The following is a 14,566-nucleotide window of genomic DNA, read 5'->3' as shown; positions in this document are numbered from 1 at the left end:
TAGTTTAATCTTCTGCTATAGAACCTCTGCGAATGAACTTAATATCCTTTAACCATGCCTCTTTCTCGGTAGGATGTGGTTGCCATCTGCCATCAATCTTCTTGCTCTTAGGTTTGATTTCAGCGCTCTTAATTTCGATTACATCCATTTCTTCGAATGGTACTTGTCTGTATAAAGTAGCGCCCATCTTGAATTCTCTAATCTCCCCTGTGCAGAACTGATAAGCTTTCGCTCTAGTCAGAGTCTTCATTGCTTTAACTTCAGTTAGAATCATGTAGTTCGCTGGCGCTGTATCACTCTTGGTTTCGATATGACCTAAGAATTCAAGTTCTGCAGTACATTGGTCTACTAATGAAAGCGACTCATTTTCTGCTTCCTTTTCAAATATCAATACTTTTGCCCAACGTTCTCTTTTAGTTTTCAGTTTATGTTTAGGACTATATGTCTTCTCAAAGTATTCGAATACTTCTAGAAGCTTCTTGTTATTCCCGAACTCGCTGAAGTAGTTAAGCATGATTAAGATTTTCATTTGTTTTGCGTTGATTGGTACACCGCCCAATCCAACAATTTCAATTTTACCATCCTTCTCTAACTGTGTCAATACTTTTGTTTTATATTCTTCTTCATTTTCGAGAAGTTCCTTCATAGTCATATTGTTTCCGTCCACGGATAGAACATGACCTTCTTTGATATCTAATAATAACTCTACAAAGTTACTATACTCTTTATGACGCAAGTCGTATAGCCCTTCTGCTACGTTAGCATTTAGGAATTTAATAGGCTGAATGCCTTGGTAAATAGAGTTTGTTTCCTTGTCAAACATGTATCCAGCACGAGAATATCTGAACTTAATACTGTTCAATGAAACGCCCTTAGACTTAGCATACTCAACTAGCTTAGTTGTCTTCTCTTGCTTATTGATATTAACGTTTAAATTGGCTGTAAGGAACTCTAATGGATAGTAGTATCGTAGGTATGCACAAGTGTATCCTAACCAGCTATAAGCATCAGAATGATTGATAGAGAAGCCATAATCAGAACTATCGATGATTACCTTGATGAATGGCTCTGAGATTTCCTCAGCCAGTACATTTCTAGTTTCATATTTAGATACCATTGTGTCAATGAATCTCTCTTTGATTTCAGGTAAGACCTTCTCTAATACTTCCTTCTGCTTCTTACCGATGGCTCGTCTAACAACGTCAGCCTCACCGCCTGAGTACCCACAGAACTTAGTTAAGAAGTTGATGATATCTTCTTGATATACTAGTCTACCTAAAGTTGGTGCAAGGAATTCATTCAGTGCCTTATGTCCATTATCATAGAATTCGCCCTGTACTACAGAATCACGATACGATGCTCCTGAAGGTCGAAGGATCGCATTGCCTAGCGAGAATAAGTCCATGAATGAGAAGTTAGGATGCTTCTGTCTGATTTTCCAAATGGTCTCTCTGCTGAATAAGTCTTTATAGATTTGATGAGCAAAGTCAGATTCATATTGGAAGATACCAATATTGCTTTCTAGGATACTTTCCCATACCTTTTCATCTTCTGAGTCTAGATTTTCAGGGAATACATCCTCCCATTTCAATCCAGCAAAATCAACTGTCTGACTTAAAACTTCGACCGTGTCTAAGCCAAGTAGGTCAAGTTTAACAAAATTTTGTGCATCAATCTCTTTCATGTTGATTTGCGTTAGTGTTACAGGTTCTTTAGTCTTGTTATCAATTACAGTGATTAATCCCATATGTTCATCTAATGGAATAGGTGATACAGCGATACCGCAAGCATGTGCTCCTACAGAAACTACTACACCTTTAACTAGGTCAACATATTTGAATAACTCAGGATATCTACCTCTCCAATAATCTTCATTCTCTTCTACGCCCTTAGCAATATCATCTACCTCATTTAGTGGCATATTAAGTCCTCGTCCAATATCACGAATAGCGCTTAGCTTCTCAAGCTTGTTGTAAGTGATAATCTTAGCTGAACTTAACTTAGGATGATTAATTACATAGTCTTGAATAATGTGTCGTTTGCTAGGTTCATAGTCTGTATCGATGTCGGCAAGACTGATACGCTCTTTTGACATGAAACGTGCAAAGTTAAGGTTTCTATCAATACTGTTCATCTGAGTAATTCTCATCAGATATGCAATGATACTTCCTGAAGCTGAGCCACGACCCCATCCATATCGAATACTCATTTTACGAGCATAGGATTTAACATTATCCTCTAGCAACATATAGTTAATCGCATCATTCGCTTTGTATACTTCATACTCATGAGAGATTCTATCTGCATACTTCTTCTTCTCTTCTTCAGGCAGTTTATCAATTCCACGATACTTAATACCTTCAGCAATCTTCTCTTGGAATACACGCTCAGGATCATCGTATAATTGTGGATACTTCTTGCTATAATCAATCTCCCAAGGCTCTACCATGTCTGCAATAACGTTAGTCATTTGCATTGCCTCATGAATCTCTTCATCTGTAAAGATGTCTTGTCGCTGGAACATCTCAAACATCTTGTCGTATGAATGGAATGTTAAGTCAAAACTATCTTCATCTGTGAACTTGATTTTCTTAGCCTTCTGAAGTACCTTACGTGCCTCATCATACTCTTGATTCAAGGCATGAGTATCTGAACCAGCAACTAATCTAACACCAGTCTCTTCGCTGATTTGTTTAAGAAGCTTGTTGTATTGAATTTGCTCGATGTGATAATGTGGCTGGATTTCTAAGAATGCACGATGTTGATTCTCAGCAAACCATTTAATAACCTCAACCAGCTTGCTTGCAGAGTTTGAACTTTGCGCTCTATTCTTGTGTAGTTGCCAAATGATACCGCCAAGACAAGCAGTAGAGATGATAACATTATCAGATGTATTCTTGATATCTTCCCAGCTAATACGTGGGTTATAGTAGTAGTTATTACCCTTTCGCTCAAATGCTGTTGATACCATTTTGTTGATTTCTTTGAATCCCTCAAAGTTCTTAGCTAGGAGAACCATATGGAAGTTATCACGCTTCTTCTCTTCAAGTGTCATAGTTACATAAACTTCACAACCATGAATGTACTTAAGCCCTTTAGATTCAGCGTATGTCTTCTTATTGTACCAACTTAGAATATTACCATGCTCAGTGAATGCAATAGCCTTCATGCCATATTCTACAGCTTGGTCAATGTACTGTTTATAAGTATTGACTACCTCAACCATATTTTGATTACTTAGGTCTGTGTGTAGATGAATTGCTGTGTAATAATACTTAGAACTTAAAGTATTATATGGAATTGTTCTTACTACTGTTTTAGTCAAAGTTGATTTCCCCTCTTTCAGATAACTGATATGAATATCATACCAGTTATCATATGTTATTGTCAATACTTTTGCTTAATAGAATATTCTACAGAAACTTTCAATAATGTTACCTATAGTCCAAATTGCTATAATGACTATTACTGCGAAAGTGATCGGGTACGATTTAGCGAATTCCCACATGATTAAGCCTCCTTAACACTAATTACTTGGAAACTAATTTTATCAGGGATTCCAATTAATCCAGTAGTTGGGTTCTCTAATGCATTCAGCAAAGTTTTGTATACGGAATGAGCATGGTCAAGACGCATCTCATCAGGGAATTGCATAATCAAAGTATCTCCTTTGCGAACTACAATCTCCTTCTCTTCTACTACCTCTCCCTGTGTGTTCTTAAGCTGTACTGTAATTTGACTCAATATAATTCCTCCTAAATAGTTAAATGTGCTAGATTAAAGATTGCTAGGTAAAACATCATTACGAGAATGAATGCTACCATGAATATAAAGAACTTTGTCATTCTACTTCCTCTACTTCGATTCTAGGGTACGTTGCGCCAAAGATATACTCTTTATGCCTACACTCTCTATTAGTGCATGTATGCCCATAATAAGGTGGGTTAGAAGGCTTCATCATGCCATTAGCCTTTAGTTCCCCTACTTCGCATTCAGGACACTTATAGCTTACTTGATAGGTTTTTACTTCTTTTCTGATTTCCATTAGAATTCTCCTTAAATACATTTTATGACCAGTACACATCCCATGTCTTAATATCATCTTCTCTTTCTTGTCCATATCCATGACACTCATCATCATAATGATACTCTTCTACCTTAGCGATATGAACTACGAATCCATTATCTTTTGCATGCTCGTAATAGCCTCTAGCTTCTTTCTCGCTATGAAAATGATGTACGCTTGGATAATGTGGCTTTACTGCTACTACAATCCAAAGGTCTCTTGGAATTTCCTTGAATGTATTAACATCTGAATCTGAGTCGCAGACATTGTCTGATGAATGAGTTCTGTATTCAAATTCATACTTCTTATTCTTATATACAAATGTTGCTTTAGAGTAGTAATACCAACCCTCTTCGTTAAGGAAGTCAGTACTCCATTCTGTCACTCCTGAGACATATTCAATGTCACGCAAATCCATAATATCTTCTGCTACTTCACCAAACACTTCTACTACTAAATCCCAACCTGTTTTTGCGCTCATGACAATTCCTCCTAGAAATCTAATAATTCATTAATGTTAAATACACATTCATTTAAGCGATCGTTGTAATCGCCACTGATAGTTACATAGTTCACGCTATGCTGTCTTAATAGACTCTTTAATAACTCATTGTTCTCTTCTCTAATCTTTTGCTCACCAAAGCTTCTAGTGCCATCATCAATCCACTTAACGTCAGGCTCTAAGAATAACCATAGGTCATACTTTTGTAACTTGATAACTTCATTTAGAATATCTTGAAATACTCCTAGATAAGCCTTAGAGAAGTACTGAGTAACAATTGCTTCTGTATCAATAAGCAATACCTTGTTAGCCTTTTGTAATTCCATCTTCTCGTGATACTTATGCTCGAATGCAATCTCTGCATAATCTTCTAACATCGTAATACCTTCGCAACCACCAAGTCGCTCATAGAATGTTCGACCAAATTCTTCTACATATGAAGTGTTATATAATGTAGCAAGATTCTTAACCATTGTGCTCTTCCCACAACTTTCTGTTCCTACCACGACAACCTTCTTAGCGAAGTATGGCTGTACAATCTTAGGAATCATATTCCAATGCTTCATGACACCTTCTGTGCGAATCTTAGTTCCTGAGATGTTATAAGCCTCACGCATAGAGTCGATGATGTGATGAACTGCGTTTGGATAAAGCTTTTCAAAGATAGGCGTATAATCATGCTCTGAACTAAAGACCACATCAATCGGCTTCCCTACCACTTTTAAGATGCCATCTCTACCCTTTTCCCAATCTGAGAAGCTTCCTGTTTGTTCCTCATAAACCTCATGGATATGAACATGTGATAAATCTTTAGTAATCTGAGTCCACCAACGAACACGCATTTTATAATCTACATGTTCTACCTTTGCACCATCATGCAATTGCTTTTCAAACTTAGTATCGTGAGAAACGATAACGTGTAATTCATCTACTAATGTTGAAGCTTTAATCATTGCGTATACGTGTCCTAGATGTGGGAAGGGAAGAAATTTCCCTCCATACATCCCTACTTTACCTAAAGTCATAATCAATTTACCTCCTATTAAGCGTGTGCTTTATATCCTTCTAGTTCATACAAGCGATTCTCAATTCTCTTCTTACAGATGTAAACTCCCAACTCTTCATTGTAATCCGCAGGATCAACACAGCCTGATGATTCAGTGATTATAAATCCATTTGGTAGTTTGCAAGCTACAACAGTTACCTTGTCAAACATCTTATTTACTTGAAACTCTGACTCGTTGATTAGATTTTGAATATATTCTTTAGTGATTTTCATTATTTTGCCTCCTGATTTTTGGACATTTTAATCCAGTTGATGTAACCATATACTGAGTTGAATAAGAACGCTGTCCACATGATTAACATTGACCAGTTGTTTCCACCTGTGTTAACCAACGTGATAATCCATAACACGATTGAAAGCATGTTTACTACAATCCATAAAATCCATTGCTCTGCGAATCGCTTAAGCATTAAGATTTGTGCAACGATCGATAATACTACTGCTAATGAATCAATTCGAACTTGTTGACCACCAATTACTTTTAATAACTCTGCGTAAATTACTGATGCTACTACAGTTGAAACTACTAATACTAACCAGCCTTTTTTGCTTAACTTCTTAACTGATACATCTTCGCCTTTTGTTGATACAGATGACTTGTTTTTGTTCCAAAGATAAATGCCGATGAATTGAATTGGAAGATAGAATAAACCATTTAACATTGCTTCACCGAACAATCCATAAGTGTAAGAGATGTAAGCGTAAGTCGCTGACTGCACGATCCCAAAGTAGTAGTTTGAAATCTTCCCTTTCGCAACTAACACAACGCAAATCATACCTGTGATTGATGAAACTAAGCCAAGCAGTGTATCATCTAGTGCGAAGAATAAATAAACATTGATTGCTGTGAATAGCGTTAACCAAACCTTTTCGAATGTAGTCCAACCTTTTAACATGATAATTCCTCCTATTATTGTCAATACTTTTGTTTTATATAGTTTTGTCGATTTTCAATTGCCATTCTTTACTTGAGTAAATCTCTTTGACTCCTCTTAAGCTTGCTTGAAGATATCTTAATGAATTATAGAACTTCATTCGACCTTTCTTACCTGTAAGGCTCATTACAAAGAATCCTTCTGCTTCTGACTCACATACCATGTAGAATGGATGAGGTCTATGTGAAGACTTCTCGTACTCAAGAATATCTCCTACTCTAATTGTCTTGTCTCTTCCTACAACTTTTACATCCACAATAATTCCTCCTCGATAGTAATTGCTTCTTTTGAATATCCTTTACAAACAGTTGTAAATGGTGGGTTCTTGTCAAAATTGTCTAGAGACTTTCTCATAGACTTAAACCATTTATCCTGTCGCTTACGGATCATTTCAATCTCCATTTTCATGCCATTGATAAACTCTTCATGTTCAAGGTCACGAGTACTCATAAGTCACCTCTCATTAAGTGTTTCCAAAATGGTTTAAAAGGCTCTACAGCTTCGTTGTTTACAAACTTATATTCATCTGTTACAAAAGAGTCAAACACAACATCTGAGCCAGTTTTACTATAATAGATGTCATAGATGAATGAATCATTTTGTCTTCCTCTAATTACTAATCCATGACGTTTAGTTAACTCGTTTAGTTCTTTGAGAAATGCTTCTTCTTTTTCACGATTTATTTCCATAGATAAAGCCCTCCTACTATATATTCATTCATCCTTTCTGTTACCTTTTTTGCATAATCATCTATAGTCTCTGTATATGTTATAACCAGCTTGTTATCTATGATTGTGTACTTATTAGATAGTACATCTCTTTCTGTAAATGGCTTTACTCTTTCCATGATAAGTCTCCAATCTCAGCAAACTCTAAGTTTTTAAGATAGACCTTCATGTTCTCCCCGACAATATAATCAAGATACTCAAGCATATGAGGCTTATTATGATGATAGATTTTAAGAGCCAGCTTCTTGTCCAAAGCGTTTAGTCTCTTCTTATTTTGATGAAGCCTTACACTCTTGCGAGTATGTCTGATAGCAAGCTGTACATTAGCTATTTGTGTTTCGAGTTCAATTGCTGAAGGAAAATCTCTTTCTATCTTTAGTTCCACTTGGATCACTCCTCCACTTTTAGCTTGAGGCAGATACCGCCTCTTTCATCTTTAAAGCTTTCTATATTGTCCATACTTCCTAGTATTCTCCATACAGCGCCTTCTGTTTGTCTGAGTACTGGAAAGCCACAATTATCAAAGATATCAAGTATTTCATTAAAGTTAAGTTGACCAACTTCCACTAACTTGTTGTATATAAGCATAGCTAACTTCAATCCATCTTCTTGCCACCATACCATCTTCATTTTAATCCTCCTAATTGTTAATGAAATGTCGATTTTATTACTTGTCATCGATGTGACGAAGGTGTTTAATATCCAGCTTACCTTCATCAACTTCTTCGATAATAATCTTGTAAATCTTACCCTCGTAACTAATCATCATTTGACTATCGTTTCTCGAAGTATATCCTGCACGAAAACCTTTTAACATATTAAGAACAGTGTGTAGTCCATGAACTAAATCCATTGTATTACCTCCTAGTTATTATGTAGGTTGTATCCACCTTAAAGGTGAACACAACCATGTTTGCTATATCAGTCCCAGCGATCAATCTTGATAACTCGTGAAGAGTTTCCTGAAGTAACTTTGACTGTTAAGTTCCATTCTTGGTCTTTACTATATCCTACACCGCAAGCAGTTGCTTCTTCAGCATCTTCAATTGGAGTATTAGCAGTAAATAACTCTAGTGTTTTACGAATCTGTCTTAGTTCAGGCTTAAGCATTTCATTGAAAAATCCTCGACCTTTACCTTCTGACAAGTCTTTAACACCATCTAGTAAGAAGAAGATATGAGTTCCTGCATGAGTCACAGGTTCTGCATTCCATAAGTTTGGAGACGTTGTAATACCATTTACTTTCACAAAGCTATTTGTTTGAACATTCCAAGCCTCGCTAGGAGATGATTGAGTTCCACTGATAACAGGTTGTTGACCTTTAACATAGTTGAATTCAAACACTGTAACCTTCCCTCGCTCTGTTAATGGTTGACCTTCGTAGTGGTAAACTTGACCATTAATCTCTAACTCTACTTTGAATGGAGTACCCTCTAAATGATTAACCTTTTCATTGTAGTTATGAACAAAGAACTTGTATCGACCTTCAGGTGCATTGCTAGTCCATCGCACATTCTCTACTGGCGTTTGGCTGTGCTTGTCAATACCATTCATATCTAAGTCTAGGAATCCTCCACAACGACCTGATTTATGATGGTAGTAAAGTTCTTCTCCTCGTGGAGTTACGCAGTGTAGGTCAAGGTCAGTTAAGCCTTCCCACATTAGAGATACACGAATTTCATTATCTTCGTAACGACCGCCAGCCTCTTCTACTCTTCGCTTCATTTCAGCGTCAATACCACCGTGATAGTACCAAGATGTTGGGTTATCCCATTGTAGAATGTTCTCTGCAGTCTCATCTACTGCTGTAACAAGAGCCATGAACTTGTTAGGATTATCAACTAATACTTCAATTGCTTCTGCTGTAGGAAGAACTGTTCGAGAGAACTTGTCCCAAGTCATTACTGAAGTTGGTAGGTTCATTGTTTCAGCAGTTTTGCTTTGTGCTAACAAGTGACCGAACACTCGACCATTTGGTTGTTTTGGTTCAACTTTTGTCACAGCTTTAGGATTCCAAAACGTAGGGACTTCTTCACGCTTAGCATATCTACGCATTAATGAGTTCTCAATTCCTAAATCAGCAACTAGCTTCTCTGCTTGATAGATTGCATTCTCAGATGGTGCTGATTGTGAACGCATGTAAGTTGACATTCTATCTCCAAATCGACTAACGATTAAGCTAGTTGGCATGCCTTCTTCAATGTCTTTTAATAGAGCGCCACTAGTATTGCCACGAATGTGAGCGAATCCATTTGGTGCTGAAGCGATCGCAGACCAAATTACATTTGCACGTAGAACAGAGTTGTTAACAGTTGCTACTTTCTCAATCAACCCTTTGAACCATTCAAGAGTTGGCTTAACTTTGTCATCTCCACGGTATAAAGATTCTGAGTTAACAAGTGCCAATGCTTTATCAACTGTATCCATTGAGAAGTCACGTAGAGCACGATTAACCATTCCAAACTCTTGTTGCTTATCAGCCATTGCTTGTCCTGCATTTTGGGTGCGTGAACGATGTACTGATTCACGAGGTAGACAAACGTGAGGATGAGTCCATTCACCTGTCTTTGGAATGCCTAAAGTCTTAACATCTGATAAGAACACACCAACTACTTTTGAAGTTAGGACTGTTCTTCGCATTGCTCTAACAGCTTCTACAAAGAATGATGGAACTTCATATTCACTCCAAAGTACAGAATCAACAGTTCCCTCGTCATCAATTGTTACTAGGCTACCAAATCGATTAAAGAAGTGTTCGCAAGCATTACAAGTATAGTGTTGTCGAGCATAAGCTGGTAAGTTAGCAAGGTATGCTTCATAGATATTAGTAGCATCAGTTCTGAATAACTTTACTCCTGCTTTAACCATTGATTCGAAACGAGCCTTGATTGCACTTTCAAATTGTGGGTATCCATCCATTTCGCTATCCTTGTCAGTGTATTCTGCTCCAAAAGTGATTGCGTTTAAGTTGAATTTAGTCATTGTAAATTACTCCTATTCTCTGTTTGTTTTTAGTTTTATTGTCAATACTTTTGCCTTGTTATAAAATCTTAATTACACATATGTGTTTGTGCATCCATCTTCGTAAGCATCTGCAAGCAAATAACAAACTTGCTCTGCTAACTTTAGACTTGGGAACTTAATATTCTCATGCCAGTGATAAACAAATACTCTCTTATCAGTTGCGCTTGCAACCCTCACATTATCTGAAGTCAATCCAATAAGATAAAAATCATTCTCTTCTACCACTACGTAATAATCTTCATCGGTTCTTTTGAAGAATGATCCAGTGAATGTGGCATTTGTTATTCTTGCTGGCTCAGGGCTTCTTAGGCTAACCATGAATCATCAACCTCCTCTTTATATGTAATGCGATCATCTGCATCACGCAGTAATCTGATAACAGCATCTTCTAGTTCATTTGCTTTATCATTATATTCATCCCACTGAAGGTCTGTCATTCCAGCTTCATCAGAATTTTGAAAGTAACTTGCAACTTGCTTAACTTGCTCTTGAATCTCCTTGAAACGATTGAAGAATTGCTCATCTGTTTTAACTGCGTACATTTCGTTTTCCTCCTCGTGTTCCCTTGCTTATGTACTAATAATATCATGGCTATTTCGTACCGTCAATACTTTTGTTTAATAAAAAAGAAGTTTAAGTTTTCTGTCAACTTCCTCCCATCGCACCAAAGATGAACCCACATACGTTTACAAAAGAAATGAATAGAATTTTAGTACGTAACTTAGCCATGATAATCCTCTCCTAAATACGGTTAATTTACTAAATTATAACACAAAAGGAGTAGAACAGTCTACTCCTTTGATGTTTAATAATCCCATTTAGGACGATGATGTTGTCCACGAATATATACGAATCCTTTAGCCTCTAGCATGTCATTATAGCTTACTAACTCTTTGCCTTGCTTAACATATACTTCAGCCAAGAAACGTCCATAAACGTCCTTAGAAATGACCTTAACGTCTATTACTCTACCTAGTAATGTTCTACGAGTTAACTGAGATAACTCTTTATAACGTGCTTGGTCTGATTCAGGTGTATCAACGCCAATAAGACGAATGGTAACAGTTTTACTTCTGCTACCATTGGGCTTGATGAACTGACCATCGAAGCTATCGCCATCGTCCACATGGCTTACAATAAACTTTTGTAACTCTTCCACAATATCACCTCCTTACAAGCCAAGCATAGCTAGTAATTCTTCTTCAGAAGGTGCATTGTTATTTGTTAGGAACATGCCTTGGTGAGCCTTGTAATCAGCGTAAAATTCGCAATGATCCTTCATATCACATAAGTTAACGCAGTAATATGATTCACCATTTTCAATATGTCCTCTAGTGAATGCTTCTTGCTTATTCTTCTCTGCTGATTTACGAGTGATAGTATTTAGAGTATCGATTAACTCTGCTTTGAACTCTTCTAAAATCTCTTCTGACAGTTCGATATCAATATAGCAATCACTTAAGCTATACTTCTCCTGTACAAATGGAGGCATCTTAGCAAGACTATTTGTAGTAATAGCTTCTTCAATCATGTCATTGATTTCAAATGGGTCAAATAAATATTGAGCCATACTTCCATGAAGGTCTTCTAACTCTTCAATCTCTTTTCGAAGCACTACTCTTTCCTCTTCTGTTCTCACTTTAGCATTATGTTTACGCTCAAGCTTTCTAATCTCTTTCTCAATCTTCTCCATCTCTTTTGGAACATCTTCTAAGTCTTTGCGTAATGGAGAAGCAATCTTACCTACCCATGCTCTACGTTCAGCTTTTGTCGTTTTTGGCGTACCATTCTTCTGCAAATATGTTATATTAAGGTATTTCATCATATCGTAACGAATGACAATATCTTCTAGAGAGAATGTACGCTTAACTCCATTAACCTCTCTACCAAACGTAGAGATGCCTGTAGCGTAAATCATAAGCTGTCTAGCTTTCTCTAGTAGCTTCTTACCAGTGAATCCACTAATAGATGATGTTTTATAATCGACAATAACAAACTTACCTGTTGTCGGGTCTAGGTACTCACTATCCACATATCCTTGGAACACATATCTTTCATCACCTTCGAAGACTGCTAACACAGGTCTCTCATTGATTACTTTGTATGGGATTTGTCTAACATTAGTGAAGTAATGTCTAAGATTATCAACGTAGTTCTTGAATTCATTTTCGCTAGGGAACTGAAGCTTAGGATCGCCTAGAAGTTTGAACTCAACTACCTTCTTCTCAAACTTATCAATCATCTCACTGTAAGTGTGTTCGCCATCATATAGTCCTTGAATTAAATCATGCGATACTGTTCCCCACCATGTATAACAGTTATCGCCTTTCACACGAATCTTCTCAATATATTTCAAATAGAATAGCCAAGTACATTGAGTGTATGTTGATGCCTTAGAGAAAGACCATAACTGCTTTACTCCTAGCTTTTCTTTAATCATATTTAGTTGTTCATAACTTAATCTACCCAATGTTTAAGCATCTCCCTTTTGATATTTTCTAAAGTCACTATAGAAATGAACTGAACACTTAGGAATGTAATAGTAAGCATCCTCTTCATTTGTTCTATCCGCAGTGTCACCTACTACAACTGTCTCGCCATCAAAAACAGGTAATCCATTTTTGAATCGACCATTGTACATCGCTTTGTTCTTACAGCCTTTTTCTCTGCAGATGGTCTTAACTTCTTCGACTCGATTAGCATTTTCAAACAATGCTCTACTACCTTCGAACAGCAATCCTCTGAAGTCAGTTTTAAGTCCATAGCACATTACTGGAATCTTATATCCATCTGCTACGATACGAAGCTGAATAACCTGTGCCATTGTTAAGAATTGAGCCTCATCAATGAAGATACAGTCAGGAATATCTGCGCCCTGAACAAGCGTTGTTACTAATGCAGTTAGGTTATCTGTAGCTTCAACATCGATACATGGTGCTCTCAGCCCTATTCGACTCTCAATAAACCCTGTTTTTGAACGAGTATCTTGTACAGGTTTAAGAAGTAATGGATTCTCTCCACGCTGTACATACTCATTGGCATCCATAAGTAACCTTGCTGTCTTGCTGGAATCCATCGTTCCATATCTGAAATAAATCTTCATATTATCATTCCTTGTCAATACTTTTGTTTTGTTTACTTGTCGAAAACAACAGCGAATCCTAGTTCAAGCATCGTGTCGTTTAGTAGTTCATCTTCAAGGTATACATCTGCTAAGATGCGACCAAAGCTATCTAGTGGATTATATTCACGAACTTTAATAATAACTGCTGTATCTTCTGTTAATCTATTTGCAAGATACTCTTTAGCTTCATTTGCCTTGAATCTTGTCTCAGCATCTTTATCATGTAGTTCAGGAGTGTTAATCCCTAGCAAACGTGCGTGTTTGTTTTTAATCCACACATCTAACCCCATGTCAATTTCCTTGAATACTATCGTGTCTCCATCAATTACACGACTTATAATAGCCTTGTAATGATAGAGATAATCTTTTACTGCCACTTTAATTAATCACCTTTCTATATTTCAATAAATACTGCCAAATCTTATATCCTTTATCAATTGGAGAATCCTTCTCGCCTATGATGTTGTACTTGTCAAAGATATAACTTACCTTTCTGAATTTAGATAGCTTATTACAAGTGTCAATCAAGTACTGTTCTCCAATATCTTTGCCATCATCATCTTTCATCGTCATTACATCTTTATCGAACGCAATAACAATCTCTGTTTCAGGAGGAGTATTCTGTAGGATAATCTGTACCTGAACTTCACTTAACTCATGTCCTCCAACAGAGGCGCTAAAACCTTCGTTACGATGCATTGTATGATGTTTAAGTACTGACTTCTCAGCTTCAAACAATATAAGCATTCCATTTTTAATTACGAATGGTAAAGAGTGACTGAACCCATAAAGGTTGTACATCTTCTTATACCCTTTGATGTAGTTGAAATATTTAGGTATTCTGAACTCTTCCATAACCTCTTTGCTTCTTGTTGTTCTTCCAGTGATTCCAACAATCTCATCTGTGTTTTCAAAGTGGAAGTGTGGAAAAAGCACTCTATCGAGTATCGGATCGTAACACACTTTAAACAACTCAGAAGTTTGTGGCATAATGCCTTCATGGAACAGGCTTATATGAGGTAGCATAATAAAGTCATCTAGAGTCTCCATACCAAACTTAGCAATCTCTACTTCGTTCACATCTGTAAAGACTTTATGTTGCTTTCTAATCTGCTTAAACA

General features: G+C 36.8%; 22 protein-coding genes. All 22 read right to left on the bottom strand.

Translation table 11 applies throughout. The annotated features are described in order from the left end of the window. Positions 1-4: 4 nt before the first annotated feature. Positions 5-3,325, bottom strand: coding sequence for a PHP domain-containing protein (locus tag AC4NPH_RS25090; RefSeq protein WP_491939052.1), 3,321 nt, complete (start codon positions 3,323-3,325; stop codon positions 5-7). A 185-nt stretch (positions 3,326-3,510) separates the two neighbouring features. Beyond that, complete coding sequence (locus AC4NPH_RS25085) at positions 3,511-3,744, bottom strand: hypothetical protein (protein WP_491939051.1); 234 nt, start codon at positions 3,742-3,744, stop codon at positions 3,511-3,513. 97 nt (positions 3,745-3,841) lie between these two features. Continuing rightward, the gene (locus tag AC4NPH_RS25080) at positions 3,842-4,045 is read right to left on the bottom strand and encodes a hypothetical protein (RefSeq protein WP_491939050.1); all 204 of its coding nucleotides are present in this window, start codon (positions 4,043-4,045) and stop codon (positions 3,842-3,844) included. Between the two features lie 22 nt (positions 4,046-4,067). Further along, positions 4,068-4,547, bottom strand: coding sequence for a hypothetical protein (locus tag AC4NPH_RS25075; RefSeq protein ID WP_491939049.1), 480 nt, complete (start codon positions 4,545-4,547; stop codon positions 4,068-4,070). An 11-nt stretch (positions 4,548-4,558) separates the two neighbouring features. Beyond that, on the bottom strand, positions 4,559-5,593 hold the full coding sequence (nadR, locus tag AC4NPH_RS25070) for a multifunctional transcriptional regulator/nicotinamide-nucleotide adenylyltransferase/ribosylnicotinamide kinase NadR (protein ID WP_491939048.1): 1,035 nt from the start codon (positions 5,591-5,593) through the stop codon (positions 4,559-4,561). A 17-nt stretch (positions 5,594-5,610) separates the two neighbouring features. Further along, the gene (locus AC4NPH_RS25065; RefSeq protein ID WP_491939047.1) at positions 5,611-5,847 is read right to left on the bottom strand and encodes a Gp49 family protein; all 237 of its coding nucleotides are present in this window, start codon (positions 5,845-5,847) and stop codon (positions 5,611-5,613) included. Next, complete coding sequence (gene pnuC / locus AC4NPH_RS25060) at positions 5,847-6,530, bottom strand: nicotinamide riboside transporter PnuC (protein WP_491939046.1); 684 nt, start codon at positions 6,528-6,530, stop codon at positions 5,847-5,849. The genes AC4NPH_RS25065 and pnuC overlap by 1 nt, the downstream gene beginning before the upstream one ends. Positions 6,531-6,564: 34 nt before the next feature. Next, positions 6,565-6,825, bottom strand: a complete 261-nt coding sequence (locus tag AC4NPH_RS25055; RefSeq protein ID WP_491939045.1) for a hypothetical protein — start codon at positions 6,823-6,825, stop codon at positions 6,565-6,567. Continuing rightward, positions 6,816-7,019: a hypothetical protein gene (locus tag AC4NPH_RS25050; RefSeq protein WP_491939044.1), complete on the bottom strand. Its 204-nt coding sequence runs from the start codon at positions 7,017-7,019 to the stop codon at positions 6,816-6,818. Before AC4NPH_RS25050 ends, AC4NPH_RS25055 begins: the two co-directional genes overlap by 10 nt. After that, positions 7,016-7,258, bottom strand: a complete 243-nt coding sequence (locus tag AC4NPH_RS25045) for a hypothetical protein (RefSeq protein ID WP_491939043.1) — start codon at positions 7,256-7,258, stop codon at positions 7,016-7,018. The genes AC4NPH_RS25050 and AC4NPH_RS25045 overlap by 4 nt, the downstream gene beginning before the upstream one ends. Further along, positions 7,249-7,416 (bottom strand): hypothetical protein, encoded by a 168-nt coding sequence (locus AC4NPH_RS25040; protein ID WP_491939042.1) that lies wholly within the window; start codon positions 7,414-7,416, stop codon positions 7,249-7,251. Before AC4NPH_RS25040 ends, AC4NPH_RS25045 begins: the two co-directional genes overlap by 10 nt. Next, positions 7,404-7,682 (bottom strand): hypothetical protein, encoded by a 279-nt coding sequence (locus AC4NPH_RS25035; RefSeq protein WP_491939041.1) that lies wholly within the window; start codon positions 7,680-7,682, stop codon positions 7,404-7,406. Before AC4NPH_RS25035 ends, AC4NPH_RS25040 begins: the two co-directional genes overlap by 13 nt. A gap of 5 nt (positions 7,683-7,687) precedes the next feature. Beyond that, positions 7,688-7,927: a hypothetical protein gene (locus AC4NPH_RS25030; RefSeq protein ID WP_491939040.1), complete on the bottom strand. Its 240-nt coding sequence runs from the start codon at positions 7,925-7,927 to the stop codon at positions 7,688-7,690. Between the two features lie 37 nt (positions 7,928-7,964). Beyond that, positions 7,965-8,150 (bottom strand): hypothetical protein, encoded by a 186-nt coding sequence (locus tag AC4NPH_RS25025; RefSeq protein WP_491939039.1) that lies wholly within the window; start codon positions 8,148-8,150, stop codon positions 7,965-7,967. Positions 8,151-8,218: 68 nt separating this feature from the next. Continuing rightward, entirely contained in the window at positions 8,219-10,279 is a 2,061-nt protein-coding gene (locus AC4NPH_RS25020; protein ID WP_491939038.1) for a DUF2135 domain-containing protein, read from the bottom strand. A gap of 72 nt (positions 10,280-10,351) precedes the next feature. Continuing rightward, positions 10,352-10,639 carry a hypothetical protein gene (locus AC4NPH_RS25015; protein ID WP_491939037.1) on the bottom strand — a complete coding sequence of 96 codons (288 nt, stop codon included), beginning with the start codon at positions 10,637-10,639 and terminating at the stop codon, positions 10,352-10,354. Further along, entirely contained in the window at positions 10,627-10,863 is a 237-nt protein-coding gene (locus AC4NPH_RS25010; RefSeq protein WP_491939036.1) for a hypothetical protein, read from the bottom strand. Before AC4NPH_RS25010 ends, AC4NPH_RS25015 begins: the two co-directional genes overlap by 13 nt. Before the next feature lie 263 nt (positions 10,864-11,126). Then, positions 11,127-11,480, bottom strand: a complete 354-nt coding sequence (locus AC4NPH_RS25005) for a thermonuclease family protein (protein WP_491939035.1) — start codon at positions 11,478-11,480, stop codon at positions 11,127-11,129. Between the two features lie 12 nt (positions 11,481-11,492). Then, the gene (locus AC4NPH_RS25000) at positions 11,493-12,761 is read right to left on the bottom strand and encodes a PD-(D/E)XK nuclease family protein (protein ID WP_491939230.1); all 1,269 of its coding nucleotides are present in this window, start codon (positions 12,759-12,761) and stop codon (positions 11,493-11,495) included. 33 nt (positions 12,762-12,794) lie between these two features. After that, positions 12,795-13,424, bottom strand: coding sequence for a thymidine kinase (locus AC4NPH_RS24995; protein ID WP_491939034.1), 630 nt, complete (start codon positions 13,422-13,424; stop codon positions 12,795-12,797). A 32-nt stretch (positions 13,425-13,456) separates the two neighbouring features. After that, positions 13,457-13,735, bottom strand: coding sequence for a thermonuclease family protein (locus tag AC4NPH_RS24990; RefSeq protein WP_491939033.1), 279 nt, complete (start codon positions 13,733-13,735; stop codon positions 13,457-13,459). An 88-nt stretch (positions 13,736-13,823) separates the two neighbouring features. Next, positions 13,824-14,566: hypothetical protein (locus tag AC4NPH_RS24985; protein ID WP_491939032.1), on the bottom strand; the 743-nt coding region annotated here is incomplete at its 5' end.

Source organism: Priestia sp. MDV22-iso46 (assembly GCF_058629175.1).
This window is presented reverse-complemented; position numbering and strand designations above follow the sequence as displayed.

Coding starts and splice junctions, on each gene's coding strand:
- AC4NPH_RS25080 (WP_491939050.1), bottom strand. CDS start 4,045: ATGGAAATCAGAAAAGAAGTAAAAACCTATCAAGTAAGCTATAAGTGT.
- AC4NPH_RS25075 (WP_491939049.1), bottom strand. CDS start 4,547: ATGAGCGCAAAAACAGGTTGGGATTTAGTAGTAGAAGTGTTTGGTGAA.
- nadR (WP_491939048.1), bottom strand. CDS start 5,593: ATGACTTTAGGTAAAGTAGGGATGTATGGAGGGAAATTTCTTCCCTTC.
- AC4NPH_RS25065 (WP_491939047.1), bottom strand. CDS start 5,847: ATGAAAATCACTAAAGAATATATTCAAAATCTAATCAACGAGTCAGAG.
- pnuC (WP_491939046.1), bottom strand. CDS start 6,530: ATGTTAAAAGGTTGGACTACATTCGAAAAGGTTTGGTTAACGCTATTC.
- AC4NPH_RS25050 (WP_491939044.1), bottom strand. CDS start 7,019: ATGAGTACTCGTGACCTTGAACATGAAGAGTTTATCAATGGCATGAAA.
- AC4NPH_RS25045 (WP_491939043.1), bottom strand. CDS start 7,258: ATGGAAATAAATCGTGAAAAAGAAGAAGCATTTCTCAAAGAACTAAAC.
- AC4NPH_RS25040 (WP_491939042.1), bottom strand. CDS start 7,416: ATGGAAAGAGTAAAGCCATTTACAGAAAGAGATGTACTATCTAATAAG.
- AC4NPH_RS25030 (WP_491939040.1), bottom strand. CDS start 7,927: ATGAAGATGGTATGGTGGCAAGAAGATGGATTGAAGTTAGCTATGCTT.
- AC4NPH_RS25025 (WP_491939039.1), bottom strand. CDS start 8,150: ATGGATTTAGTTCATGGACTACACACTGTTCTTAATATGTTAAAAGGT.
- AC4NPH_RS25020 (WP_491939038.1), bottom strand. CDS start 10,279: ATGACTAAATTCAACTTAAACGCAATCACTTTTGGAGCAGAATACACT.
- AC4NPH_RS25015 (WP_491939037.1), bottom strand. CDS start 10,639: ATGGTTAGCCTAAGAAGCCCTGAGCCAGCAAGAATAACAAATGCCACA.
- AC4NPH_RS25010 (WP_491939036.1), bottom strand. CDS start 10,863: ATGTACGCAGTTAAAACAGATGAGCAATTCTTCAATCGTTTCAAGGAG.
- AC4NPH_RS25000 (WP_491939230.1), bottom strand. CDS start 12,761: ATGATTAAAGAAAAGCTAGGAGTAAAGCAGTTATGGTCTTTCTCTAAG.
- AC4NPH_RS24995 (WP_491939034.1), bottom strand. CDS start 13,424: ATGAAGATTTATTTCAGATATGGAACGATGGATTCCAGCAAGACAGCA.
- AC4NPH_RS24990 (WP_491939033.1), bottom strand. CDS start 13,735: ATGGGGTTAGATGTGTGGATTAAAAACAAACACGCACGTTTGCTAGGG.